This is a genomic window from Luteimonas sp. Soil_C_5, assembly GCF_057656615.1.
Map to the genome: position 1 here is coordinate 147,881 of NZ_JBDGKA010000006.1, position 26,332 is coordinate 174,212.

A 26,332-nucleotide genomic window follows, 5' to 3' on the forward strand; every position below is an offset into this window, starting at 1 on the left:
AAAGAGATCACTGCAGACAAAAGAGGCGGGCCGGATGGCCCGCCTCTTCAGAAACGCTTCAGCTCCGCCCTCGCACCTCAGAGCGCCCTTACGCCTCAGAGGGCGCCGGTGCGCATCCCCGCCTGATGCGGATAGTTCGCAAAAATCTCCGAAATCGTCGAATTGATGCGCTGCGCACGCTGATCCGGGCGGAGATTGGCCACCCGGCCAACCGCGATGCCTTCCCAGACGAGCCGCTTCTGCCGCGCATCGACCAGATCGACGTTCATCGTGCCCTCCGTGTAGCGGTAGACCTGCGTGCGCTCGTTCCAGTACGGCACCGAGAAGTAGGCCCGGTGGCGATAGCTGTAGTAGTAGCCGTAATCCACCGTCGGATAGCTGGTGACGTCGGTCCGGCTCTCCAGGTAGGCGTTGATGTTGACCCAGAGATCGGGATTCGACTCGCTGTAGGTGTAACCACGACGCTCCATCTCGGCGCGCACCGCCGCCTTGGCGAGCGCGCTGGTCTGGGTTTCGTAGCCTTCGCTTTCGATCGCCAGCGGTGTGTAGAACGACCACGTGCGATAGGACGAGAAGTCGGCGCGCGGATCGGCCTCGGTGGTGATGCGGGGGCCGGTGGCGCAACCGGCGAGCAGCGCGAGGCTGCACAGCGTCACGAGCCAGGCGGCGACGCGTTTGGAGGTGTTCATATCGGATCTCCCTGTTGACTGGCGGATCGTGAGGCGCTGCCTCGATACCGGTCCTGAACATACGCCGGGACCGGTCTACCGGATGCGAGTGCGGGGGCAACGATTCAGCCACCGCCCCGTTCACCTTAGCCGGGTCGATAGACCTCGGCACCCTGGGCGCGGAATTCGGCCGATTTTTCGGCCATGCCGGCCTGGATGGCGTCGGCATCCGCGACGCCTTGCTCCGCGGCGTATTCGCGCACGTCCTGGGTGATCTTCATCGAGCAGAAGTGCGGTCCGCACATGGAGCAGAAATGCGCGGCTTTGTGCGCGTCCTTGGGCAGCGTCTCGTCGTGGAAGGCTTCGGCCTTTTCGGGATCGAGGCCGAGATGGAACTGGTCCTGCCAGCGGAACTCGAAGCGCGCCTTGCTCAGCGCGTTGTCGCGCACCTGCGCGCCGGGATGGCCCTTGGCGAGATCGGACGCGTGCGCGGCGATCTTGTAGGCCATGATCCCGTCGCGCACGTCCTCGCGGTTCGGCAGGCCCAGGTGCTCCTTCGGCGTCACATAGCAGAGCATCGCGGTGCCGAACCAGCCGATCATCGCCGCGCCGATCGCGCTGGTGATGTGGTCGTAGCCCGGCGCGATATCGGTGGTCAGCGGGCCGAGCGTGTAGAACGGCGCCTCGCCGCACTCGCGCAGCTGCTTGTCCATGTTCTCCTTGATCAGCTGCATCGGCACGTGGCCGGGGCCTTCGATCATGGTCTGGATGTCGTGCTTCCACGCGATCTTCGTGAGTTCGCCCAGCGTCTCCAGCTCGCCAAACTGCGCGGCGTCGTTGGCATCGGCGATGCAGCCCGGGCGCAGGCCGTCACCGAGCGAGAAGGCCACGTCGTAGGCCTTCATGATCTCGCAGATGTCCTCGAAGTGCTCGTAGAGGAAGCTCTCGCGGTGATGCGCGAGGCACCACTTGGCCATGATCGAACCACCACGCGACACGATGCCGGTGACGCGCTTCGCGGTCAGCGGCACGTAGCGCAAGAGCACGCCGGCGTGGATCGTGAAGTAGTCGACGCCCTGCTCCGCCTGTTCGATCAGCGTGTCGCGGAAGATCTCCCAGGTGAGTTCCTCGGCGCGGCCGTCCACTTTCTCCAGCGCCTGGTAGATCGGCACCGTGCCGATCGGCACCGGCGAGTTGCGGATGATCCACTCGCGCGTCTCGTGGATGTGTTTGCCGGTCGACAGGTCCATCACCGTGTCGCCGCCCCAGCGGATCGACCACACCAGCTTCTCCACTTCCTCGGCGATGCCCGACGACACCGCGCTGTTGCCGATGTTGGCGTTGATCTTGGTCAGGAAGTTGCGGCCGATGATCATCGGCTCGCTTTCGGGATGGTTGATGTTGTTGGGCAGGATCGCGCGGCCGCGGGCGATCTCGTCGCGCACGAACTCCGGCGTGATCACCTGCTGGATGTTCGCGCCGAAGGCCTCACCCGGATGCTGCTGGCGCAGCAGCGCATCGCGCACCAGCTCAAGGCGCTGGTTCTCGCGGATCGCGACGTATTCCATCTCCGGCGTCACGATGCCGCGGCGTGCGTAATGCATCTGGGTGACGTTGGCGCCGGCCTTCGCCACGCGCGGCAGCGTGCGCGACGGAAAACGCACATGCGCGAGCTTCGGGTCGTGTTCGCGGCCGCGGCCGAATGCCGAACTCAAAGCCGAAAGCGCCTCGGTGTCGCCGCGTTCTTCGATCCAGCGCGCGCGCAGCGGCGCGAGGCCCGCAGCGAGATCGATCGTCACGTCCGGATCGGTGTATGGGCCCGACGGATCGTAGACCGTGATCGGCGGATTCTCCTCGCCGCCGAACAGTGTCGGCGTACGCGTCTGCACGATCTCGCGCATCGCGACGCGCAGGTCCGGGCGCGAGCCCTTGACGTGGATCTTGCGCGAGCCCGGGATCGGGCGCGTCACCGATTCGGAGAGCTGGTCGGTCTGCTGCAGCAGCGTGGAAGGCACGGCATTCATGGCATTCGTCCTGTGGTGGCGACGGGAGCCCGAGGGCGGGCTCTCCTTCTCGCGGACGAAGCGGCGGCGCGGGCCTGACGCAGCAACCGCCGCATGGAGATGCGAAAGACGGTTCTGCGGTGGGTCCTGCGAAGCTTCCCTACGCCGGTATCAACCGGATCAGGTTCGAAGGGACTGTCTCAACCGGCGACGCCGGTACCCCCGCTTCTGCCCGCATTAGACCGCGAAAGCGGAGGTCGCACCAGCGCAGGTGCCCACGCACGCGTCAATCCAGCGCGTAGCCCAGGCGAAAGCCGCCCCAGTGTCGGCCCTGCACGAACACCGGCGCCGACAGGTCGAACATGATCTCGCCGGTATCGCGCCGGTAGACCTGCAGCCGCCAGGGATCGGTGTGTGCGCCGACGCTGCGGCCCACGCGGTCGCCAAAGATACGCTTGGTGCGGTTGCCGACGAGGTCGATTTCGCGACGGCCCGTGAGCGGTTTGGAGAAGCGCAGATTGTGCGTCGGCACATAGCCATCGGGGTTGGCGCAAATCGCGAAGGCGACCCACGGGTGCGCGTCGAGCACGGGCTCCTGCAATGCGGGCAACAGCCGGTCGCACACGGCATCGAACGCAGTGCGGAACCGCGGCGGCTCGATCCCCGGCACAGGCGTGTAGGTGCGGTCGAACAAGGCATCGATACCGATGTCGCCGCGCGCGACCGCCGCGTCCAGCGCGCGGCCGATCTCCGCCGCAGTGATGCGCGCCAGATCCCGCACCTGCGCATGCCGTGCGACGCGCATCGGATCGGCCGGCAGCTTGAACAGGCCCACGCAGTCCTGCAGTTCGGCGACGCTGCGACCCAGGGCTTCGCTGCGCTCGGCCACGCGCGCGGCGCGCTCGAGGTTGCTCCGTCCCAGGCCAGTAACATGTTCCACCGCCTGGTCGATCGCGAGAATCTCGGCGTCCTGCGCGCCGATGCGGCTTGCGACTGATGCCATCGCGCCGCCCGCGCGCGCCAGCAGGCCGCCGACATCCGCCAGCACCTGCCCGGTCTGCTGCGCGGAGGCCGTGCCGTCGCCCAGCGCGGCGACCGTGTCTTCGACGATGCCGCGCACTTCCCGCGACGCCTTGGCCGCGCGCTCGGCGAGCAAGCGGATTTCGGTGGCCACGACCGCGAAACCGCGCCCCGCCGGACCGGCGTGCGCGGCCTGGATGCCTGCGTTGACCGACAGCAGGTTGGTCTGCATCGACACGGCGTCGATCACCGCGATCACTTCGGTTGCCCGCGTGACCCGGCGCTCCACCTCGAGGATCGCCTCCGCCAGACCGGTCGCCGCCTCGCGACCGGCGCGCACGCTGGCATCGGCGTGCGCGGCTTCGGCGCGGACGGCTGTCAGCTCGGTCGCGGCCGCCTGCACACCTTCCAGCAGGCGACGGCTCGCGGCCATCACGTCGACCAGGGCATCGACCTGCGCCTGCGACTGCTGCACCAGCCGATCGTTGTCTTCGACGACCTTCGGTACGGCGCCGGCAATCTCCACCGACAACGACACGGCTTGCCGGATGGCCTCGGTCAGATTGCCGAAGCCCGCGGACAGGCGGCAGTCCGAGGCCAGTGCGCCACCGCCGTCCAGATCCAGATCCAGATCGCACGCGGCGAGGCCGGCGCCGACCCGGGCCAGCAGACGGCGCGCATCGTCCGTCGGCGCGGTGTCGGCGACCGGCATCGACAGCACGGCCGCGCCTGCGCTCCGATGGGCGTGGTCGCGCAGCAAGGCGGCCGTTTCGGCGTGCGGCAGCGACACCAGCCACCCTTCGCCGTCGCGTCGGTAGCGCAGCCGGCGCGCGGGATCGTCGCCGGGCGCGATCCAGACGCCGTCCGCACCCTGCAGGGCATCGCGCGGAATACCCCAGGGCGCCGGCCAACCGGCATCCGGTCTGGCGTCCAGGCCCAGCAGATCGCGCGCGGCGGCGTTCGCTGCGACGATACGGCCGTCGCCGGCCAGACGCAGCAGGCCCACCGGCGCATCCGGCAAACCGTCGATCACGCGAGCACCTGCGATGTTCCCGCACTCCGACATGATCATCTTCCGCTGCGCTTCCGCCCCGTTTCCTTAGCGGCGGAGAACCCGGCGAGTTGAGCCGGGTCGATGCACCGGGCACGCGCGCCGGGCGTCGGTTTCAGATCGAACTGTTGACACCGCGCAAAGCGCCATGCTGTTCTGCGGACATGATGCATCGCACCACGCACTCGCTCTGCAGCCTCGCCACCGGTCATGCCGGTGCGTCGGCGCGCGCGGCGATCGCGCGTGTCGTGACGGTGACCATTACCACGACCACCCGCACCGGCACCGGTACCACCGGCCCCGGGATGTGGACGTGCGCCGCCAGTTGATCTGACCTCGCCCGCTCCGCATCCCCGCCCCGGGATGCGGATCCGCGATCCCTCCCGAGCGAAGACGCGGAGCCCTACCGGAGCTCCAAGATGTCGTCCGCCGCCCTGTCCAAAGTCGCACACGTTGCCGCCCCGTCGAAAGCACCGGGGCTGACCTGCCATGTCCACAAGTTCGGGGGCAGCAGCCTCGCCGATGCCACGTGCATCGGCGCCCTGGGCGGCCTGATCGCAGCCGATGCGCGGCTGCGGCCGGTGGTCGTGTCGGCGATGCATGGCGCGACCAATGCGCTGGTCGCGCTCGCCGACGCCGCAGTGGCAGGCGACGACTGGAAGCCCGGCTGGGACGCCCTGCGCCAGCGTCACCTCGACACCGCCGGCGCCTTCGAAGCCGGTGGCAACGGCGCGCTGCATGCGGCGCTTGAGGCGGAGTTCTCGCAGCTGGCCGACGATCTGCAGGCGCTCGGCCGCGCAGACGGCGACGCCACCCTGCTGACCGCCCGCGTCCACGGCTGCGGCGAGCTGCTGTCGTCGCGCCTGGTGCAGGCGGCGCTGGGCGACGGCTGGCTGCGCCTCGACGCACGCGATGTGCTGGTGGTGCAGGCCGGCGAGATGGGCGCCGTCGTCGACTGGGACGCAAGCCGGGCGAGGCTGGCGCAATGGCGACTGGCACACGCACCGCGCGATGTCGTCATCACCGGCTTCGTCGCCAGCGATGCGCAGGGCCATGCCACCACGCTGGGCCGCAACGGCAGCGACTACTCCGCGGCGATCTTCGCCAACCTGTTCGATGCCGAGGCACTGACTATCTGGACCGACGTCGACGGCGTGCTGTCGGCCGACCCGCGTCTGGTGCCCGACGCCGTGTGCCTGGACACGATGTCCTACGCCGAAGCCTGCGAACTCGCCTACTTCGGCGCGAAAGTGCTGCATCCGCAGACGCTGGCGCCGGTACAGGCGCGCGGCGTGCCGGTGCGCATCCGCAACAGCCGCAACCCCGCCGCGCCCGGCACGCTGATCGCGCCCGACGGCGTGCCCGCGGCGTCGCCGGTCAAGGGCCTGACTCTGGTGCGCGATGTCGCCGTGCTCGAGCTCGTCGGCAACGGCATGGTCGGCGTGCCCGGCATGGCCGAACGCCTGTTCGCGGCGCTGCATGGCGCCGGCGTGTCGGTGACGATGATCTCGCAGGGTTCGTCGGAACACACGATCTGCTGCGTCGTGCGCGCCGACCAGGCCGAGCGCGGACGCGTTGCGATCGTCGAGGCCTTCGCCGACGCGATTGCCGATGGCCAGGCGCAGGGCGTCGCGGTGACCCGCGACCTGTGCGTGCTGGCAGCGGTCGGCGACGGCATGGTCGGCACCCAGGGCGTCGCCGCGCGGCTGTTCGAAGGGCTGGCCCAGGCGCACGTCAACATCCGCGCGATCGCCCAGGGCGCGAGCGAACGCAATATCTCGGTCGCGATCGCGCAGGACGACGCCACCCGCGCCCTGCGCGCCGCGCATGCCGCGTTCTGGCTGTCGCCGCAGACGGTCTCGGTCGGCGTCATCGGCCCCGGCCATGTCGGCAACGCGCTGCTCTCTCAGCTGGCCGAGGTGCTGCCGGGCCTGCGCGCGCGCTCGGGCGTCGATCTGCGGCTGCGCGGCATCGCGTCGAGCCGGCACATGGCGCTCGACGAGCTCGCGATGGATCCGGCCACCGCCGCCGCGCGCCTGCAGGCGCACGACGCGCAGATCTGCGATCTCGACGTCTTCGTCGCGCACGTCCGCGCCGGACATCTGCCGCACGCGATGATCGTGGACTGCAGCGCCAGCGATGCGGTCGCCGCGAAGTACGCGGACTGGCTTGCGGCAGGCATCCACGTGGTCACGCCGAACAAGCACGCGGGCAGCGGCGACTGGTCGCGCTATGCGGCGATTGCCGATGCGCGCCGCCAGGGCAGCAGCAGATTTCTCTACGAGGCAACCGTCGGTGCGGGGCTGCCGGTCGTGCTGACACTGCGCAACCTCATCGATACCGGCGACACGCTGCACGGCATCGACGGCATGCTGTCGGGCACGCTGGCCTGGCTGTTCAACAGCTACGACGGCAGCCGTCCGTTTTCCGAACTCGTGCGCGAAGCCCGCGCGCTGGGCTACACCGAACCCGATCCGCGCGACGACCTGTCGGGCCTGGACGTCGCGCGCAAGCTGGTGATCCTCGCGCGCGAATCCGGTCGCCCGCTGTCGCTGGCCGATGTGGACATCGAAAGCCTGGTGCCGCCGGACCTGCGCGACGTCGATGTCGACACTTTCCTCGCCCGGCTCGACACGCTGGATGCACCGATGCAGGCCCGGCTCGACGCTGCGCGCGCGTCGGGTTGCGGCCTGCGCCACATCGCCAAGCTGGACCGCGACGGGCGCGCCACGGTTGGCGTGCAGGCGCTTCCGGCCGATCATGCGTGCATGCATACCCGCCTGACGGACAACCTCGTGCAGTTCACCACCACCCGCTACGCCGACAATCCGCTGGTCGTCCAGGGTCCGGGCGCCGGCCCCCAGGTCACCGCGGCCGGCGTGTTCGGCGACGTGCTGACCATCGCCCAGTCGCTGGGCGCCGGTCCGCGGAGGCCCGCATGAGCCACAGCGCGACCGCCTTCGCGCCGGCCAGTGTCGGCAACATCGGCGTGGGCTTCGACCTGCTCGGACACGTCATCGACGGCCCGCGTGACATCGCGACCGTGCGGCGCATCGACGCGGGCACCGTGCGCATCGCCGCGATCCACGGTGCCGTGACCGGCGTCGACCGCCTGCCGCTGGAAGCACCGGCCAACACCGCCGGGCGCGCCCTGATCGCCCTGCGCGATGCGCTGGCGCTGGATCACGGCTTCGAGATCGAACTGCACAAGGGCATTCCGCTCGGCTCCGGTCTCGGTGGTTCGGCGGCGTCGTGTGTGGCGGCGCTGGTCGCGGCCAATGCGCTGCTCGACGCACCGCTGACGCGCGAGGCGCTGTATCCGTTCGCACTCGATGGCGAGGCCATCGCCAGCGGCAGCCGCCACGGCGATAACGTCGCACCGATGCTGCTCGGCGGCGTGGCGATGGCGACCGGCGAGCGCGCGATCCGGCTGGACACGCCCGACTGGCTGTATGCGGCCGTCGTGCATCCCGACCAGGTGCTCGAGACCCGGCGTTCGCGCGCGGTGCTCGCCGAACCGTTCGACCTGCACACCGTGGTCGTGCACAGCACGCATCTGGGCCTGTTCCTGACCGGTCTGCAGCGCGGCGACCTCGATCTGATGCGCGCCGGCCTGCGCGACGTGCTGGTCGAACCGCGACGCGCGGCGCTGATCCCGGGGTTCCGTGCGGTGCAGGCGGCGGCCTTCGACCACGATGCGATCGGCGCCAGCATCTCCGGCGGCGGCCCGAGTGTGTTCGCGTGGTTCGATTCCCGGTCGGCCGCACAGGCGGCCGCCGCCGACATGCGCGCGGCCTTCGTAGACGCCGGTGTCGATGCCCGCGCCTACGTCTCGCCGGTCGCCGGGCCGCGCGCGGATCTCGTCGAACCTGCACAGCTCAACGACGCGCGCGCAGGCGTCGCCGCATGAACTACGTCAGCACGCGCGGCGGTGTCCCGCCGACCACGTTCGATGCGGCCCTGGTCGCCGGGCTGGCGCCGGACGGCGGGCTCTATGTGCCCGAATCGATCCCGCAGATCGATCTGACGACTCCGCGCGCGACGCTCGCCGACACCGCCGAGGCCGTGCTCGCCCCCTATCTGGCGACCTCACGCCTGCGCGCGCAGTTGCCTGCCCTGTGCAGTGACGCCTTCGCATTCGATGCGCCGCTCCGCCCACTGCACGGGCCTGGCGACCATGTGCTCGAGCTGTTCCACGGCCCTACCGCCGCCTTCAAGGATTACGCCGCGCGCTTTCTCGCTGCGGCGCTGGGTGCCTTGCGCGCGCCCGACGCACCGGCGACCACGATCATCGTCGCGACCTCTGGCGATACCGGCGCCGCGGTAGCCGCCGCATTCCATCGCCGCCCGGGCTTCCGCGTCGCGATCCTGTATCCCGACGGCAAGGTGTCGCCGCGCCAGGCGCATGGCCTCGAATGCTGGGGCGACAACGTGCAGGCCTATCGCATCGACGGCACGTTCGACGACTGCCAGCGACTGGCGAAGCAGGCCCTGTCCGATCCCGCGCTGCGCGCCGAGCGTCCGCTGGGGTCGGCCAACAGCATCAGCCTGGGCCGGCTGTTGCCGCAAGCCGCCTATTACGCGCATGCCGCGTCCCTGCACCACGCGGCGACCGGACGTCCGCTGCACTTCGTCGTCCCGACGGGCAACCTGGGCAACGCCTGCGCGGCCCTGGTCGCACAGCGCATGGGCGCGCCGATCGGTGGTCTGCGGCTTGCGTGCAATGCCAACGACACGCTGCCGCGTTTCCTGGCAGGTGCGGACTACGCGCCGCAGCCGACACGCGCGACGCTGGCGAATGCGATGGATGTCGGCGCACCCAGCAACATCGAGCGTCTGCGCCACTGGTTCGCCGACGATGCCACCCTGCGCGCCGCGTTGCAGGCGACGACCGTCGACGACGCGACGATCCGCGCAACCATCGAGGCCGCACCTGCGCGGCACGGCATCGTCGCCTGCCCGCATACCGCCACGGCACTGCATGTGCTGGAAACATTGCGCGTCGCCGGCGATACGCGCGACTGGGCGGTGGTTGCTACCGCGCATCCGGCGAAATTCGAGACCATCGTCGAGCCGCTGATCGGCAGACCCGTGACCGTGCCCCGCGCATTGGCGGACGGTCTCGCACGGCCGGCGCAGAGCGCGTCGCTGGACGCCACATTTCCGGCGCTGCGGGCGGCGCTGATGGCGGACTGAACTTCGACAGGGTCGAAAGCGAATCCAGCGGTATCGCGAACTGCCGCATCGAGATCTTGGCTCTGTCAGCACGCCCGAATGCCGAGGCCGACGCTGAAAACACAGGCCTGCGAACCCGGCGCATTGGAACGTCCGCAGCGATGCCCTGCCTGGCGAGCGCCAGCTGATCCACAACACGCGACTGCGGATTCCACACACGAAAACGCCTCCCGCCCCTGGAAGGACGGGAGGCGTCTGGACCGCGATCAGCGGGCCGGATTGACCTTGAGCTGCTTGGCGTCGACGGCGCGGACGCCCTCGATTTCGCGGGCAACTGCCGAGGCGCGATCGATCTGTGCCTGGGTCTCGACGTCGCCCGACAGGCTCACCGTGCCGTTGGCGGTCTCGACGCTAATGTCGAGGCCCGACACGTCGCTCTCGGCGAGCAGACCGGCCTTCACCTTAGTGGTGATCCAGGTGTCGGACATCGGCTGCTGCGACTCCGTGTGCGCAGCGGTGGTCTGCTCCGAACGGTCCGCGGTCTCCTGGGCGACCGCTGCGCCGGCGAAGAGCATCGCGCCGGCAATCGCGGACGACATCAGGGTCTTGCTGAAACGGGTGGCATTCATCGTCGAGTACTCCGATGGTTTGTGTGGCAGCGAGTCTCCGCACCCGAACGTGCCAACGAGGTGAAGCCGTGCTACAGCCGTTCACGAAAGCCTGATCCGTGCGTTGCTATCTGCCTGCCATGCCCAAGTCATCCGCCAGGTCCGACACCCCCGCCGACGATGCCGCGCGCATCGCCCGACTCGCAGGTCTGCGCTGGGTCAGCGATACCGAACCCGGCCTGCGCCGCATCCGCGCGGGCAAGGGATTCGCCTATCGCGATCCGGACGGAAAACCCGTCCGCGATGCGGACACGCTGGAGCGCGCACGCAAGCTCGCGGTCCCGCCGGCGTACACCGATGTGTGGATCTGCGCACGTGCGAACGGACATCTGCAGGCGACCGGTCGTGACGCGCGTGGACGCAAGCAGTACCGCTATCACGCCGACTGGAGCGAGGTGCGCGGCGACGGCAAGTTCGATCGCATCGTCGCGTTCGCGACCGCGTTGCCGAAGCTGCGCCGCACGCTGCGACGCGATCTCGCACTGCCGGGTCTGCAGCGCGACAAGGTCCTTGCGATCGTGGTCTCGCTGATGGCGCAGACCTTCGTCCGCGTCGGCAACGACAGCTACACGCGCAGCAACGGCTCGTTCGGACTCACCACCTTGCGCAACCGGCATTTCGAACTGGCACGTGCCGGACGTGCACGCCTCAAGTTCCGCGGCAAGAGCGGGCAGGAACAGGAAATCACCCTCGACGATGCCAAGCTGACGCGTCTGGTGCGCAAGGTGCAGCAATTGCCGGGGCAGGCGCTGTTCCAGTATCTCGACGACGATGGCGAACGGCATGGCATCGATTCGGGCATGGTCAACGACTACCTGCGCGACGCAATGGGCGGCCCCTTTACCGCCAAGGATTTCCGCACCTGGGGTGGCACCTTGATGGCCTTCCGCCGGTTTGCGGCGATGCCGTTGCCCGAAGGCAAGCAGGGCCGCGACCCCAGCGAACGTGCGTTGGCGATGCAGGAGAAGATCGTCGTCGCCGACGTGGCCGACGCGCTCGGCAACACCGTCTCCGTCGCGCGCAAGGCCTATATCGATCCGGTGCTGTACGTCGCCTGGCGCGACGGCACCCTGCAACGCGCAGCAGGCAATGCGCGCGGCGCGCGGCAGTGGGAAGGCGCGTGCCTGAAACTGCTGCGACGCCAACACCGCGCGGCGCGGAGGCGTTGATGCCAGGGCGTTTGGTTGACGAAGTAACTGTTGACACGCCGTATACGCCCATGGTTTTCTCGGATCCATGACGCAGCGCAGCACCCCTCCGCAGAAGATCCAGGTCGCCGATCACGGCGCCGGTCTGCGGCCGTTCGTCATCACGACCAGCCTCCTTCTTCTCGTACTCCTTATTACCGTCCGGACAGGCGCGGGGATGGGGTTTGCGTAGCAGTTAGAAGCAGACACCCAAGGTCGAAAGAACCTGAACCCCGCGCCGAGAGGCGCGGGGTTTTTTTTCGCCCATCCCCCGCTCATCCACCCACCGCACGTTTCCCACCACGGATCCTTCCATGTCCCAGTCCAGACCCACCATCGCCATCGTCGGCTACGGCAGCCAGGGCCGCGCGCATGCGCTGAACCTGCGTGATTCCGGTTTCGACGTCACCATCGGCCTGCGTCCCGGCGGCCCCACCGAACAGAAGGCCAAGGCCGACGGCTTCATCGCGAAGACGCCTGCCGAAGCCGTCGCCAATGCCGATCTGGTCGCGGTGCTGACGCCCGACATGGTGCAGAAGCAGCTGTATGCCGACGTGCTGGCGCCGCACATGAAGCAGGGCGCCTGCCTGCTGTTCGCCCACGGCCTCAACGTGCACTTCGACATGATCGCGCCGCGCGCGGATCTGGATGTCGTCCTGGTCGCGCCCAAGGGCCCGGGCGCGCTGGTGCGCCGCGAGTACGAGATCGGCCGCGGCGTGCCGTGCATCTACGCCGTGCACCAGGACCCCACCGGAAACGCCGAGCAGCTGGCACTGACCTACGCCGCGGGCCTGGGCGGCGCGCGCGCCAACATCATCAAGACCACGTTCAAGGAAGAAACCGAAACCGATCTGTTCGGCGAGCAGGCCGTGCTATGCGGCGGCGCGTCGTCGCTGGTGCAGGCCGGTTTCGAGACGCTGGTCGAAGCCGGTTACCAGCCCGAGATCGCGTACTACGAAGTGCTGCACGAGCTGAAGCTGATCGTCGATCTGTTTTACGAAGGCGGCATCACCCGGATGCTGGAGTTCGTGTCCGAGACCGCGCAGTACGGAGATTACGTCAGCGGACCGCGGGTCATCGATGCCAGCGTCAAGGCGCGCATGAAGGACGTGCTGACCGACATCCAGAACGGCACCTTCACCAAGAACTGGGTCGCCGAATACGAAGCGGGCCTGCCGAACTACAAGAAGTTCAAGCAGGCCGATTTCGATCATCCGATCGAGCAGGTGGGTCGCGAGCTGCGCGCCAAGATGGTCTGGCTCAACGCCGAGGCCGATGCCGCCACCGCGCCCGGTCCGCGGAAAGAGGCCGCCTGATGAACGGCGCCCGCTGGCTGGTGCAGGCCCTGGAGGCCGAAGGCGTCGACACGATCTTCGGCTATCCGGGCGGCGCGATCATGCCCTTCTATGACGCGCTGCACGGCGCGTCGCTGAAGCACGTACTGGTCCGCCACGAACAGGGCGCGGCGTTCGCCGCGAACGGGTTCGCACGGGCCAGCGGGCGCGTCGGTGTCTGCGTGGCCACCTCCGGCCCGGGCGCCTCGAACCTGATCACCGGCATCGCCGATGCGATGCTGGACTCGGTGCCGATGGTCGTCATCACCGGCCAGGTGGCGACGCCGCTGCTGGGCACCGATGCATTCCAGGAACTGGACGTGTTCGGCATGACCCTGCCGATCGTCAAGCACAGCTTCCTGCTGCGCAGCGTCGACGACCTGCCGCGCGTCGTCGCCGAAGCCTTCCGCATCGCGCGCTCGGGTCGTCCCGGCCCGGTGCTGATCGATCTGCCGAAGGACGTGCAGATCGGCGATGCCGCGCATCTGGGCGCCCATGTCCCGTCGCAGGCCGATGCCATGCCGGGCTGCGAAGACCACGCGCTGCACCAGGCCGCGGCGATGATCTCGCAGGCCGAACGCCCCGTCGTCTACGGCGGCGGCGGCATCATCCTGGGCGATGCACTGGACGCGTTCCGCGAGTTCGCGGACCTGACCGGCATCCCCACCGTGCTGACCCTGCGCGGCCTCGGCGCGCTGCCCCCGGCGCACCCGGCCAATCTGGGCATGCTGGGCATGCACGGCACGCGCGCAGCGAATCTGGCCGTGCAGGAATCCGATCTGCTGATCGTGGTCGGTGCGCGCTTCGACGATCGCGCGACCGGCAAGCTCAACGAGTTCGCGCCGCACGCGCGGATCGTCCATCTGGACGGCGACGACTGCGAGATCGGCAAGCTGCGCGCGACCGATGTCGCGGTCTGCGGCAATGTCGCCACCAGCCTGGCGCGACTGGCCGCCCCGTGTGCGGCGCAGATGCAGGGCCGCCACGCCGCTGCGCGTGCCGACTGGCGTGCGCTGTGCGACCAGCACCGCACCCGGTTCGCCGCGCGCTACGACGCCCCTGGCGACAAGGTGTTCGCGCCGGCGCTGCTGAAGCGCATGAGCGAGCTGGCGCCCGACGCGACCGTCGCCTGCGATGTCGGCCAGCATCAGATGTGGGTCGCGCAGCATTGGCGCTTCGATCATCCGCGCAAGCATCTGACCAGCGGTGCGCTGGGTGCGATGGGCTTCGGCCTGCCGGCGGCGATCGGCGCGCAGATGGAAGATCCGTCGCGGCGCGTGGTCTGCGTCAGCGGCGACGGGTCCTTCCTGATGAACGTGCAGGAGCTGGCGACGCTGCGTCGCTACCGGCTGCCGGTGAAGATCATCCTGCTCGACAACCAGGCGCTGGGCATGGTGCGCCAGTGGCAGGAACTGTTCTTCGAGCGCCGCTATTCCGAGATCGATCTGTCCGACAACCCCGACTTCGCCGAGGTCGCGCGCGCATTCGGTATCCAGGCGCTGTCGGTCGACAAGGCCGCCGATGTCGAATCCGCACTGGCCGCACTGCTGGCGGCCGATGGCCCGGCGCTGCTGCACGTCGCCATCGATACCGCGGCCAACGTCTGGCCGCTGGTGCCGCCCAACCACAACAACGCGCAGATGCTCGACGCCGACGAAGTCGCTTCGCTCGATGTCGGCGCCGCGGCCGCGCCCGTTGCCGGATCCACCGCCGCCGCCACTTCGAAGGAGGCAAGCCATGCGTTACCAGTGTGAGATGACCCTGCGCCACGCGGAAGGTGCGCTGGTGCGCGTGCTGGGCACCACCGAGCGGCGCGGTTTCCGCACCGTGTCGTTCGAGGGCGATGCCCGGGGCGACGGCGATCGCTGGAACCTGCGCATGACCGTCGAGGGCGACCGCGCGGCGAGCGCATTGCAAGGCCAGCTGGCCAAGCTCTACGACTGCCTGTCGGTGGAGGTGTCGCCGTGCGGGTGACTGTCGATCCCGCATCGTTTCCTGTCCGTCATTCCCGCGCAGACGGGAATGACGGGGGCTGCCCCAATCAGACGGAATCACCATGACCGCCACCGTCACCCCCATCTCCGACGCCGCGTCGGCGCCCAAACCCCAGGCCTGGTTCGACGGCGCGCTGTGCGACATCGACGCGCTGCAGGCCGGCCTGACCACGCATGCGATGCACTACGGCAGCGGCGTGTTCGAAGGCATCCGCGCCTATGCGACCGCCGACGGCGCCTCGGTGTTCCGCCTGCCCGAACACATGGCGCGCATGCGCGAAGGCGCGGCGCTGCTGGGCATGCAGTTCGATCCCGCGCAGGCCACCGACGCCGTGCTGGCGACGCTGCGTGCGAACCGCCACCGCGATGCCTACATCCGCCCGCTGGCGTGGTTCGGCGAGGGCAGCTTCGGTCTCGACGTCGAGGGCCACACCGAACATCTGATGGTCGCCACCACCGCCACCCAGGTGCATCTGGCCGGCAAGCGCGCACGGCTGGGCATCAGCACGTGGCGGCGCAATCCGGCGGATTCGCTGCCGCCGCTGAAGCTGTGCGGCGCCTACATCAACTCCATCCTGGCCAAGCGCGAGAGCAAGGCGCGCGGCTTCGACGAAGCGCTGTTCACCGATGCCGACGGTTTCGTCGTCGAATGCACCGGCGCCAACGTGTTTTTGGTCAAGGACGGGCGAGTGACGTCGGTGACGCATCGTGACGCGCTGCCGGGCATCACCCGCGACACGCTGATCGCGTTGACCGGCGCCGACGCGCGTGCGGTCACCGTCGACGAACTGCGCGACGCCGACGAAGTGTTCGCCTGCGGCACCGCCGCCGAAGTCGCACCGGTGCACGCCATCGAGGACCGCAGCTACGGCGACAACCCGGTGACCCGCGAGCTGGCTGCGCTGTACGCGCGCGTAGTGCACGGCGAAGCCGAGACCGGTCGCGGCTGGCTGACGGCCGTCTGAGCCCGACATGACGGATTCCGACGTACGCCGCGCTCCCCGTGTCACCGCCAGCGATGTGCTGGCGGCGCAGGCGCGGCTGCGCCGCTATCTCGACGTCACGCCCATGCACTACGCCGAGCGCTTCGGCTGCTGGCTGAAGCTGGAGAACCTGCAGCGCACGGGGTCCTACAAGGTGCGCGGCGCGTTGAACGCGCTGCTGGCTGCCCGCGAACGTGGTGACGACCGCATGGTCATCACCGCCTCGGCCGGCAACCACGCGCAGGGCATGGCCTGGGCCGCGTACCGGCTGGGCGTACCGGCAATCACGGTGATGCCCAGGACCGCGCCCGAGACCAAGGTCGCCGGCGTCGCCCACTGGGGCGCGACCGTGCGCCTGCACGGCGAGACCTACGACGAAGCCAAGGCGTTCGCCGCCGAACTGGCCGCGCAGAACGGCTTCCGCCTGCTGTCCGCGTTCGACGATGTCGACGTGATCGCCGGCCAGGGCACGGTCGGTCTGGAAATCGCCTCGGTGCTGACGCCGGATGTGGTCATCGTGCCGATCGGCGGCGGCGGCCTGGCCTCGGGTGTGGCGCTGGCCCTGAAATCGCAGGGCGTGCGCATCGTCGGCGCGCAGGTCGAAGGCGTGGATGCGATGGCCCGCGTGTTGCGCGGCGACCACGCCCCCTTCGATCCGGTGGCCACCCTGGCCGACGGCGTACGGGTCAAGGACGCCGGCCACATCACCCGCGGCCTGCTGGCCGATCTGCTCGACGACATCGTCATCGTGCGCGAGGCGGAACTGCGCGAGACGCTGGTGCGCCTGGCGCTGGAAGAACACGTCATCGCCGAAGGCGCCGGCGCACTGGCGCTGGCGGCCGGCCGGCGCGTTGCCGGCAAGCGCAAGGTCGCGGTGGTGTCCGGCGGCAACGTCGATGCCGGCGTGCTGGCGCGGCTGCTGTCCGATGTGCGGCCGCGTCCACCGCGCAAGCCGCGCCGGCGCGTGCGCGACACCGATGCCGCGCGCGTGCTGGCAGCGGTCGTGCCGGTCGCGGTGCCGCGCCGGCGCAACGATCTGAGCCCACGCGCCTCGTCCGCTGCGGCAGGCGGCGAACCCCGACTTCGTCCCTCGCCCCCGCACGCCAGCACGACCGAACGCACGCCGCACCGTATTCCCGAGGACGTTCCCGCATGACTTCACCCGACATCATCCGAATTTTCGACACCACGCTGCGCGACGGCGAACAGTCGCCCGGCTGCAGCATGTCGCCGCAGCAGAAGGTGGTGATGGCGCGCGCGCTCGATGCGCTGGGCGTCGACATCATCGAAACCGGATTCCCGGCGAGCTCCGAATCCGACCGCGAGTCGGCGCGCCTGATCGCACGCGAAGTCCGCCGGCCCACGCTGGCCGTGCTGTCGCGCTGCCTGCCGGCCGACATCGAAGCGTCGGCGCGTGCGCTCGAAGGCGCCGCCAACCCGCGGCTGCACGTCTTCCTGTCGACCAGCCCGCTGCACCGCGAGCACAAGCTGCGCATGGGCAAGGACGAGGTGCTGGACTCGATCGCCCGCAACGTCGCCCATGCGCGGCGGCTGATCGACGACGTCGAGTTCTCGGCCGAGGACGGCACCCGCACCGAAGAGGATTTCCTGGCCGAATCGATCGCGGTCGCGATCGCTCATGGCGCGACCACCATCAACGTGCCCGACACGCTGGGCTACACCACGCCCGACGAGATCCGCGGCCTGTTCCAGCGCCTGATCGCCGGCATTCCCGGCGCACGCGACGTCGTCTTCAGCGCGCACTGCCACAACGACCTGGGCCTGGCCGTCGCCAATTCGCTGGCCGCGATCGAAGGCGGCGCGCGCCAGGTCGAGTGCACGATCAACGGCATCGGCGAGCGCGCCGGCAACTGCGCGGTCGAGGAACTGGCGATGGCGCTGAAGGTCCGCAACGCTTACTACAACCTGGACACGCGGATCGACACGCGCCGCCTGGTCCCGACCTCGCAGCTGCTGACCCGGCTGATCGGCATGCCCGTGCAGCGCAACAAGGCGATCGTTGGCGACAACGCGTTCGCGCACGAATCCGGCATCCACCAGCACGGCATGCTGCGCCACCGCGGCACCTACGAAATCATGAATCCGGCCGATGTCGGCTGGCCCGATTCGAAGATGGTGCTGGGCCGTCACAGCGGCCGCGCCGCCGTGGGCCATCGCCTGCGGGCGCTGGGCTACACACTCGAGGACGGCCAGATGGACCAGGTCTTCGAGGCGTTCAAGACACTGTGCGAAGAACAGCGCGTGGTCGATGACGACGACCTGGAGCGGCTGATGAACGGCGGCGTGCAGAGCCAGGGCTTCCGGCTGGCGTCGATGACCGTCAGCGACCGCGGCCAGCGCGCCAGTGCGCAGGTCGAGCTGTCGGATCCCGAGGGCCGCACTATCGTCGAGAGCGCACTGGGCGATGGCCCGGTCGATGCCCTGTTCGCCGCGCTGGCCGCCGCCACCGGCGTCGAACTGTCGCTGGAGAGCTACCAGGTGCACAGCGTCGGCATCGGCCGCGACGCCCGCGGCGAGGCCAACCTCGGCGTACGCCACGGCGTTGCCGATTACACCGGTTCCGGCACCAGTCGCGACATCATCGAGGCCAGCGCGCTCGCCTGGCTGGACGTCGCCAACCGCATCCTGCGTGGCCGCGCTGCCGTGACCACGCCGCAGCAGGCCGCCCACGCCTGATCGCCCCATTCCTCATTACGTAGGCGCGCGCTTGCGCGCGATGACGCTTCCCGGTCCCGCTTCATCGCGCGCAAGCGCGCTCCCACACAAAGACAAGAGCCAGCAATGATGTCCAGCAAGCCACGCACCCTGTTCGACAAACTGTGGGACGCACATGTCGTGCTGCCCGAGAGCGATGCCGCGCCTGCGGTGCTGTACATCGACCTGCACCTGATCCACGAGGTCACCTCGCCGCAGGCCTTCACGGAACTGCGCAGCCGGGGCCTGACGCCGCATCGCCCGGACCGCACCAAGGGCACGATGGACCACTCCACGCCAACCCTTCCGGCCGATGCCGATGGTCGCCTGCCCTACTACACCGAGGCCGCGCGCACGCAGGTCGAGACACTGGCCGCCAACTGCGCCGAGTTCGGCATCGAACTGTTCGACATGGCATCCGACAACCGCGGCATCGTGCACGTGATCGCGCCCGAGCAGGGCTTCACCCTGCCCGGCATGACCATCGTCTGCGGCGACAGCCACACCTCGACGCACGGCGCCTTCGGCGCGCTGGCCTTCGGCATCGGCACCAGCGAAGTCGGCAACGTGCTGGCCACGCAGTGCCTGCTGCAGCGTAAAGCGAAGACGATGTCGATCACCGTCGACGGTGCACTGGCGCCGGGCGTCGGCGCCAAGGACGTGATCCTGCACATCATCGGCGTGATCGGCGTCAACGGCGGCACCGGCCATGTGCTGGAGTACCGCGGCTCGACCATCCGCGCGATGGACATGGAGCAGCGCATGACCCTGTGCAACATGTCGATCGAGGCCGGCGCGCGCGCGGGCATGGTCGCCCCGGACCAGGTGACGTTCGACTGGATCGCGCAGACACCGCGCGGGCCGAAGGGTGCCGACTTCGACGCCGCGGTCGCACGCTGGTCGTCGCTGCGCAGCGATGCGGGCGCGCGCTTCGATGCCGAAGTCGTCATCGATGCCGCCGACATCCGTCCCACGCTGACTTGGGGCACCCATCCGGGCACCGCGATCGGTGTCGACGTGCCGATTCCGGCCGCGGCCGACGTCGCCGCGCAGAAGGGCTTGGACTACATGCGCCTGCACGCGGGCGACACGCTGGCCGGCACGCCGGTGGACGTGGTGTTCGTGGGTTCGTGCACCAACGGCCGGCTCAGCGACATGCGCGAGGTGGCGCAGGTGCTGCGCGGCCGCCACGTCGCGCCGAGCGTGCGCATGCTGGTCGTGCCCGGTTCGGAGATCGTCAAGCGCGCCGCCGAGGCCGAAGGCATCCACGACGTGGTCCGCGCAGCCGGCGCCGAATGGCGCGAATCGGGCTGTTCGATGTGCATCGCGATGAACGGCGATCTGGTCGCGCCGGGCCAGCTGGCCGTGAGCACCAGCAACCGCAATTTCGAAGGCCGCCAGGGCCCCGGCTCGCGCACCTTGCTGGCCTCGCCGATGACCGCGGCCTGGGCGGCCGTCCATGGTCGCGTCGGCGATCCACGCGACCTGTTCTCCACCCCGTCCCAGCGTGAGGTCGCCTGATGGCCGCGTCCGATTCCGCCGCTACGTCCGCGGTCAATGAAGTCCTCGAGTTCCCGGTGCGCTCGCGCAGCGTCGTGCTGCGCGAAACCAACATCGATACCGACCAGATCATCCCCGCGCGCTTTCTGTCGACGACAGAGTGCAAGGGCCTGGGCCGCCACGCGTTCAACGACTGGCGCTGGCTGGATGACGGCGCGCCGAATCCGGCGTTCGCGTTCAACCGCGCCGAGAACGCGGACCGGTCGGTGCTGATCGCCGGTCGCAACTTCGGCTGCGGTTCGTCGCGCGAGCATGCGCCGTGGGCGCTGCGCGACCTCGGCCTGCGCGCGATCGTCAGCAGCGAGATCGCCGACATCTTCCGCAACAACGCATTGAAGAACGGGTTGCTGCCGATCGTACTGCCCGAAGCCGACGTCCAGGCGCTGATGGCGCGTCCGGACGACGTGCTGGAGATCGACATCACCGCGCGCGAACTGCGCACGCCCGACGGCACCGTGCATCCCTTCCCGCTCGACGCATTCGCCCGCACCTGCCTGCTCGAAGGCGTCGACGAAATGGGCTACCTGCTGGCGCGCCGCGCCGACATCACCACCTACGAGGCACACACCCATGCACGCTGACATCGTGATCCTGCCCGGCGACGGCATCGGCCCGGAAGTGACCGCCGCGGCCGTCGAGGTGCTGCAGGCCGTGGCGCGCCGTTACGGCCACCGCTTCTCGCTGCACGAACACCTGATCGGCGGCGCCGCGATCGACGCCACCGGCAAGCCATTACCCGACGAGACGCTGACTGCCGCGCGTGACGCCGATGCGGTGCTGCTGGGCGCCGTGGGCGGCCCGAAGTGGTCCGATCCCAACGCGCGCGTGCGCCCCGAGCAGGGCCTGCTGGCGATCCGCAAGGCGCTGGGCCTGTACGCGAACCTGCGCCCCACCAAGCCGCATTCCGCCGCGATGGGCGCCTCGCCGATCAAGCCGCATCTGCTGGCCGGCGTGGATCTGCTGGTGGTGCGCGAACTCACCGGCGGCATCTACTTCGGCGAGCGCACCCGCACCGCCGAGTCCGCCAGCGACCTGTGCACCTACACCGTGGCGGAGATCGAACGCGTCGTGCGCCGTGCCTGCCTGCTGGCACGCGGGCGCCGCGGCCACGTCACGTCGGTGGACAAGGCCAACGTGCTGGAAACCTCGCGGCTGTGGCGCGATGTCGCCACGCGTGTCGCACGCGACGAGTTCCCCGACATCACGCTGGAACATCAGCTGGTCGACTCGATGGCGATGCACCTGCTGTCGAAACCGCGCGCCTACGACGTGATCGTGACCGAGAACATGTTCGGCGACATCCTGACCGACGAGGCCTCGATGCTGGCCGGCTCGCTGGGCCTGCTGCCGTCGGCGTCGCTGGGCGAAGGCAGCGTCGGCATGTACGAGCCCATCCACGGTTCGGCGCCGGACATCGCCGGCCAGGGCATCGCCAATCCCTACGGCACGATCCTCAGCGCCGCGCTGCTGCTGCGCTACTCGCTGGGACTGTCGATGGAAGCGGCGTGCATCGAGCAGGCCGTGGATGCCGCGCTGGAGGACGGCGTGTTCAGTGCCGATCTCGCCGCCGGTGGCGAAGCCCGCTCGACGCGCGCAGTCACCGCCGCGGTGCTCGAGCGCATCGAAAGCACCTGTCAGGTGGCCGACCTGCGTGACTGATCACGCAGGCCGCCGCATGGGGCTGCGTCGGGATCAGATCGACGAAACCCACCTGCGGATCGGCGGGTGGAGAAAGGTCGAAACCGTTCTCCACATCGTCGTTTCCACACCGCCCCGGACGCGGTGCACCACACGCCCGACGACACTGATCATTCGAAGACGCCAGCAACGCGCCACCGGATGACCGGACCATCGGAAGGTCGCGAGCCGTCATCGCGCGGACCCGCCTTCCTGTTGAGTACGCCAACGTCGATGGCAGCCGGTCCAACCGTCACCCATCGCCACACGCCAATCGCTTTCGAGTCCCCGATGCCCGAGTATCGCTCCAGAACCTCCACCCACGGCCGCAACATGGCCGGCGCGCGCGCCTTGTGGCGCGCGACCGGCATGACCGATGGCGACTTCCACAAGCCGATCGTCGCGGTGGCGAACTCGTTCACCCAGTTCGTGCCCGGACACGTGCATCTCAAGGACATGGGCCAGCTGGTGGCCCGCGAGATCGAACGTGTCGGCGGTGTGGCCAAGGAGTTCAACACCATCGCCGTCGACGACGGCATCGCGATGGGCCACGACGGCATGCTGTATTCGCTGCCGAGCCGTGAACTGATCGCGGACGCCGTCGAATACATGGTCAATGCGCACTGCGCCGACGCCCTGGTGTGCATTTCCAACTGCGACAAGATCACGCCCGGCATGCTGATGGCCGCGCTGCGGCTCAACGTGCCGGTGGTGTTCGTCTCCGGCGGCCCGATGGAGGCCGGCAAGACCCGGCTCGCGAACGGCGAGGCGGGACGCAAGCTCGATCTCGTCGATGCGATGGTGATGGCAGCGGATCCCGCATCGAGCGATGCCGAGGTCGCCGCGGTCGAACGCAGCGCCTGCCCGACCTGCGGCTCGTGTTCGGGCATGTTCACCGCGAACTCGATGAACTGCCTGACCGAAGCGCTGGGCCTGTCACTGCCCGGCAACGGCACGCTGCTCGCCACCCATGCCGACCGCGAACAGCTGTTCCTGCGCGCCGGCCGCACCGCGGTCGAACTGTGCCACCGCTGGTACGGCGGCGAGGATCCGACCGCCCTGCCGCGTGGCATCGCAACCTTCGCGGCGTTCGAGAACGCGATGACGCTCGACATCGCGATGGGCGGTTCGACCAATACGATCCTGCATCTGCTGGCCGCGGCGCAGGAGGCCGAGGTCGACTTCACGATGGCCGACATCGACCGCCTGTCGCGCCGCGTGCCGCAGTTGTGCAAGGTCGCGCCGAACTCGCCCGACTACCACGTCGAGGACGTGCATCGCGCCGGCGGCATTCCTGCCATCCTCGGCGCACTGGCGCGCGGCGGTCTGCTGCATACGGATGTCGCGACCGTGCACGCCGCCACCCTCGGCGAAGCCATTGCGCGCTGGAACATCGACGTCACCGACGACGACGCCGTGCACACCTTCTTCCGCGCCGGCCCGGCCGGCATCCCCACACAGACCGCTTTCAGCCAGGCGACGCGCTGGGACACGCTCGACGCCGACCGCGTGGGCGGCTGCATCCGCGATGTCGCGAGCGCCTACTCGGCCGAAGGTGGCCTCGCCGTGCTCACCGGCAACCTCGCCGCCGACGGCTGCGTGGTCAAGACCGCCGGCGTCGACGCATCGATCCATGTCTTCGAAGGCCCGGCGCGCGTGTTCGAAAGCCAGGAGGACGCCGTCGCCGGCATCCTCGATGACGTGGTCCAGTCCGGCGACGTCGTGGTGATCCGCTACGAAGGTCCCAAGGGCGGCCCGGGCATGCAGGAGATGCTGTATCCGACCAGCTACCTGAAGTCGAAAGGTCTGGGCGCGAAGTGTGCGCTGCTGACCGACGGCCGCTTCTCCGGCGGCACCTCGGGCCTGTCGATCGGGCATGTCTCACCGGAAGCCGCGGCCGGCGGCACGATCGCCCTGGTGCGCGACGGGGACCGCATCCGGATCGACATTCCCGCGCGGTCGATCGCGCTGCTCGTCGACGATGCGCAGCTCGACGCACGCCGTAGCGCGCAGCGCGCTCAAGGCTGGAAGCCGAAACACGCGCGTCCGCGCCAAGTGAGCACAGCGCTCAAGGCCTACGCCCTGCTCGCCACCAGTGCCGACAAGGGCGCGGTACGCGATCGCGCCCTGCTCGGCGACTGACACCTCACCGCCGCGCGGTGTGACGTCCCGACAGGCGGCGGCAGGCGATCGAGCGGGCTGGCCACGGCATTCGCGCCGCGCCCCAGCACATGCACGTAGATCTGCGTGGTCGCAATGTCCTTGTGGCCCAGGAGTTCCTGCACCGTACGGATATCCTGTCCACGTTCGATGAGGTGGGTGGCAAAGGAATGGCGCAGTGTGTGTGCGGACACACGCTTGACCAGGCCCGCACGCGTGCACGCGCCTTTGAGCACGCGCGACAGCATGCCGTCATCCAGGTGGTGCCGGCGCTCCGCGCCATCGCGCGGATCCGTGCTTCGGCGCGGCGCCGGGAACACGTACTGCCAACCCCAAGCCGCGGCCGCGTTTGGCAGTTTGCGTTCAAGCGCATACGGCAACCATACGCGGCCGAAACCCGCTGCAAGATCCGCCTCGTGGAGCATGCGCGTTCGCAGCAGTTCGCGCTCCAGCGGCTCGACGAGGGACGTCGGCAGCATGGTGCGCCGGTCCCGACCCCCTCGCCATCCCGGACCACGATCTCCCGCCGGACGAGATCGAGATCCTGTACGCGCAGGCGCAGACCTTCGAGCAGTCGCATTCCGGTGCCGTAGAGCAGCGAGGCGACCGGCCAAGCGCGACCGTCCATCTGCGCGAGCAGCCGCGCCACCTCGTCTTCCGACAGAACCGTGGGCAGTCGCCGCGGACGCTTGGCGCGCACGACATCGGCCATCCACGGCAATTCGATGTCCAGCACCTCGCGATACAGAAACAGCAATGCCGACAACGCCTGGTTGTGTGTGCTGGCCGCCACGCGCCCCTCGACCGCCAACGAGGAGAGAAAGGCCTCGACCTCCGGAGCGCCCATCTCGCGCGGGTGGCGACGACCATGGAAGCGGATGAATCGCAGGATCCAGCCGACGTAGATCTGTTCGGTCCGGATGCTGTAGTGCCGCACCCGCAAGCGCGCCCGCACCGCGTAGATCAGCCTTGGCGAACGATCGTCCGGTGCATATCCCACATTCGAGCCGATTCGTGCACAACAGCGCATTTCCTTCGACAAGCACCGGACGCTACGCGAGCAGTTGCTGCCTACGGCATCAGGTAATTACTTGAGTCGACGTGCGTTCTTCTGCGTTGACAGACATAGGCGGGTCAAAGATCATCCGTGCATATCGCGCTTTTTGAGCGCTACTTGGTGTTAGGAATACTAAGGAGATTGCTATGCCATTGGACGCTTTTGATTACATTTCCAAACAGCTCCAGAAGCAATTTGGTGTCTCAGAGCAGAAGGCCGACGCAAGTTCCGACAACATCATTACTAACTATGCGAACTGCGCCGGAGTTGCTGTAGACAAAGTTAGAGAAGGATCGCCAATAAATATTAGACACTGTTTTGACAGCTGCTATGCAAGTGCCCATATAAAACATCCGAACAACATCGCCTTGTTCGAGAAAGAGATCATCGACTGTATGTGTCAATGCGCGAAAAGCATGGTTACCGAACAATAGCCCTAACAATTCATTCAAGCCGACGCCACTTCGTGGCGCGGCTTAATTCAGGCGTTAGGCCTCAGATGAAAGACCGCGTGCACTCGGAACTATTGGCGATCAAGCCCCATGATGCTCTGGAAATGGAGCATCTACGTGACGCACTCGCTTGGGTTGAGTCAGGAGCGCCGCTTTTCCGCGTTGAGAAGCCTGCCGTGCCACCTAAGCATCTAGTTTCGTACTTCGCCCTGGTTTGTGACGAAAACATTCTGCTAGTGGATCACAAGAACGCTGAGCTTTGGTTGCCAACTGGTGGGCATGTCGAGCCTGATGAAGATCCGCGACTCACGGTGGTCCGTGAGCTCAAAGAAGAGCTTGGCATTGACATCCATCTAGACCAAGTTGGTCAACCTCGGATGGTCACCGTGACAGAGACCGTCGGCCTAACCTCGGGTCACATTGATGTTTCGCTTTGGTACGCTGTCACTGCAGATCGCGCCAGCCCGATCAACTTTGATCCTTCTGAGTTTCACGATGCAAAGTGGTTCCCGTTCTCAGAGGCGCCGCTCCATCGTACTGACCCACATCTCCACAGATTCCTTGCCAAGTTGCGCGGAGTTGAGGCCTAACAATGCGTTCAAGCCGACACCGCTTCGTTACGCGGCTT

The 26,332-nt window shown here is 68.4% G+C and carries 20 protein-coding genes, 1 pseudogene and 1 riboswitch; of the genes and pseudogenes, 16 read left to right on the forward strand and 5 right to left on the reverse strand.

The genetic code is table 11. The features are described from left to right. Window positions 1-95: 95 nt before the first annotated feature. The 3 genes from AC3A5K_RS16170 to AC3A5K_RS16180 form a co-directional block, all read right to left on the reverse strand. A complete protein-coding gene (locus AC3A5K_RS16170; protein WP_487618580.1) occupies window positions 96-689 on the reverse strand; it encodes a DUF4136 domain-containing protein in 594 nt (197 codons plus the stop codon). 125 nt (window positions 690-814) lie between these two features. Then, entirely contained in the window at window positions 815-2,692 is a 1,878-nt protein-coding gene (gene thiC, locus AC3A5K_RS16175; protein ID WP_487618581.1) for a phosphomethylpyrimidine synthase ThiC, read from the reverse strand. Window positions 2,693-2,810: 118 nt separating this feature from the next. Further along, window positions 2,811-2,905: riboswitch (TPP riboswitch) on the reverse strand. 52 nt (window positions 2,906-2,957) lie between these two features. Further along, window positions 2,958-4,763, reverse strand: coding sequence for a methyl-accepting chemotaxis protein (locus AC3A5K_RS16180; protein ID WP_487618582.1), 1,806 nt, complete (start codon window positions 4,761-4,763; stop codon window positions 2,958-2,960). A 50-nt stretch (window positions 4,764-4,813) separates the two neighbouring features. On the opposite strand from AC3A5K_RS16180, the gene AC3A5K_RS16185 reads away from it, so the two are divergent. The 4 genes from AC3A5K_RS16185 (at window position 4,814) to thrC (ending at window position 9,938) form a co-directional block, all read left to right on the forward strand. Further along, a complete protein-coding gene (locus AC3A5K_RS16185) occupies window positions 4,814-5,071 on the forward strand; it encodes a hypothetical protein (RefSeq protein WP_487618583.1) in 258 nt (85 codons plus the stop codon). A gap of 90 nt (window positions 5,072-5,161) precedes the next feature. After that, window positions 5,162-7,684 carry a bifunctional aspartate kinase/homoserine dehydrogenase I gene (gene thrA / locus AC3A5K_RS16190; RefSeq protein ID WP_487618584.1) on the forward strand — a complete coding sequence of 841 codons (2,523 nt, stop codon included), beginning with the start codon at window positions 5,162-5,164 and terminating at the stop codon, window positions 7,682-7,684. Beyond that, a complete protein-coding gene (locus AC3A5K_RS16195; protein ID WP_487618585.1) occupies window positions 7,681-8,652 on the forward strand; it encodes a homoserine kinase in 972 nt (323 codons plus the stop codon). Before thrA ends, AC3A5K_RS16195 begins: the two co-directional genes overlap by 4 nt. Further along, on the forward strand, window positions 8,649-9,938 hold the full coding sequence (thrC, locus tag AC3A5K_RS16200) for a threonine synthase (protein ID WP_487618586.1): 1,290 nt from the start codon (window positions 8,649-8,651) through the stop codon (window positions 9,936-9,938). The genes AC3A5K_RS16195 and thrC overlap by 4 nt, the downstream gene beginning before the upstream one ends. Window positions 9,939-10,183: 245 nt before the next feature. On the opposite strand, the gene AC3A5K_RS16205 is transcribed toward thrC, so the two are convergent. Then, window positions 10,184-10,546: a BON domain-containing protein gene (locus AC3A5K_RS16205; RefSeq protein ID WP_487618587.1), complete on the reverse strand. Its 363-nt coding sequence runs from the start codon at window positions 10,544-10,546 to the stop codon at window positions 10,184-10,186. Between the two features lie 119 nt (window positions 10,547-10,665). Here AC3A5K_RS16205 and AC3A5K_RS16210 point away from each other — a divergent pair, with 119 nt between their 5' ends. From AC3A5K_RS16210 to ilvD, 11 genes are all read left to right on the forward strand, one after another. After that, on the forward strand, window positions 10,666-11,754 hold the full coding sequence (locus AC3A5K_RS16210) for a DNA topoisomerase IB (protein WP_487618588.1): 1,089 nt from the start codon (window positions 10,666-10,668) through the stop codon (window positions 11,752-11,754). 332 nt (window positions 11,755-12,086) lie between these two features. Continuing rightward, on the forward strand, window positions 12,087-13,088 hold the full coding sequence (ilvC, locus tag AC3A5K_RS16215) for a ketol-acid reductoisomerase (RefSeq protein WP_487618589.1): 1,002 nt from the start codon (window positions 12,087-12,089) through the stop codon (window positions 13,086-13,088). After that, on the forward strand, window positions 13,088-14,860 hold the full coding sequence (ilvG, locus tag AC3A5K_RS16220; RefSeq protein WP_487618590.1) for an acetolactate synthase 2 catalytic subunit: 1,773 nt from the start codon (window positions 13,088-13,090) through the stop codon (window positions 14,858-14,860). Before ilvC ends, ilvG begins: the two co-directional genes overlap by 1 nt. After that, a complete protein-coding gene (locus tag AC3A5K_RS16225; protein ID WP_487618591.1) occupies window positions 14,844-15,080 on the forward strand; it encodes an ACT domain-containing protein in 237 nt (78 codons plus the stop codon). Before ilvG ends, AC3A5K_RS16225 begins: the two co-directional genes overlap by 17 nt. A gap of 82 nt (window positions 15,081-15,162) precedes the next feature. Continuing rightward, window positions 15,163-16,065 (forward strand): aminotransferase class IV, encoded by a 903-nt coding sequence (locus tag AC3A5K_RS16230; RefSeq protein ID WP_487618592.1) that lies wholly within the window; start codon window positions 15,163-15,165, stop codon window positions 16,063-16,065. 7 nt (window positions 16,066-16,072) lie between these two features. Next, window positions 16,073-17,239, forward strand: coding sequence for a threonine dehydratase (locus tag AC3A5K_RS16235; protein ID WP_487618593.1), 1,167 nt, complete (start codon window positions 16,073-16,075; stop codon window positions 17,237-17,239). Then, window positions 17,236-18,780, forward strand: coding sequence for a 2-isopropylmalate synthase (locus tag AC3A5K_RS16240; RefSeq protein ID WP_487618594.1), 1,545 nt, complete (start codon window positions 17,236-17,238; stop codon window positions 18,778-18,780). Before AC3A5K_RS16235 ends, AC3A5K_RS16240 begins: the two co-directional genes overlap by 4 nt. Window positions 18,781-18,888: 108 nt before the next feature. Further along, window positions 18,889-20,319, forward strand: coding sequence for a 3-isopropylmalate dehydratase large subunit (leuC, locus tag AC3A5K_RS16245; RefSeq protein WP_487618595.1), 1,431 nt, complete (start codon window positions 18,889-18,891; stop codon window positions 20,317-20,319). Beyond that, complete coding sequence (leuD, locus tag AC3A5K_RS16250) at window positions 20,319-20,939, forward strand: 3-isopropylmalate dehydratase small subunit (RefSeq protein ID WP_487618596.1); 621 nt, start codon at window positions 20,319-20,321, stop codon at window positions 20,937-20,939. The genes leuC and leuD overlap by 1 nt, the downstream gene beginning before the upstream one ends. Further along, window positions 20,929-22,017, forward strand: a complete 1,089-nt coding sequence (gene leuB / locus AC3A5K_RS16255; RefSeq protein ID WP_487618597.1) for a 3-isopropylmalate dehydrogenase — start codon at window positions 20,929-20,931, stop codon at window positions 22,015-22,017. Before leuD ends, leuB begins: the two co-directional genes overlap by 11 nt. A 309-nt stretch (window positions 22,018-22,326) precedes the next feature. Next, window positions 22,327-24,177 (forward strand): dihydroxy-acid dehydratase, encoded by a 1,851-nt coding sequence (gene ilvD, locus AC3A5K_RS16260; RefSeq protein WP_487618598.1) that lies wholly within the window; start codon window positions 22,327-22,329, stop codon window positions 24,175-24,177. A gap of 41 nt (window positions 24,178-24,218) precedes the next feature. Here the strand turns inward: ilvD and AC3A5K_RS16265 are convergent. Further along, a pseudogene (locus AC3A5K_RS16265) lies at window positions 24,219-25,225 on the reverse strand (integron integrase); the annotation flags it as partial. 526 nt (window positions 25,226-25,751) lie between these two features. On the opposite strand from AC3A5K_RS16265, the gene AC3A5K_RS16270 reads away from it, so the two are divergent. Beyond that, window positions 25,752-26,294, forward strand: coding sequence for an NUDIX domain-containing protein (locus AC3A5K_RS16270; protein WP_487618599.1), 543 nt, complete (start codon window positions 25,752-25,754; stop codon window positions 26,292-26,294). Window positions 26,295-26,332: the final 38 nt, after the last annotated feature.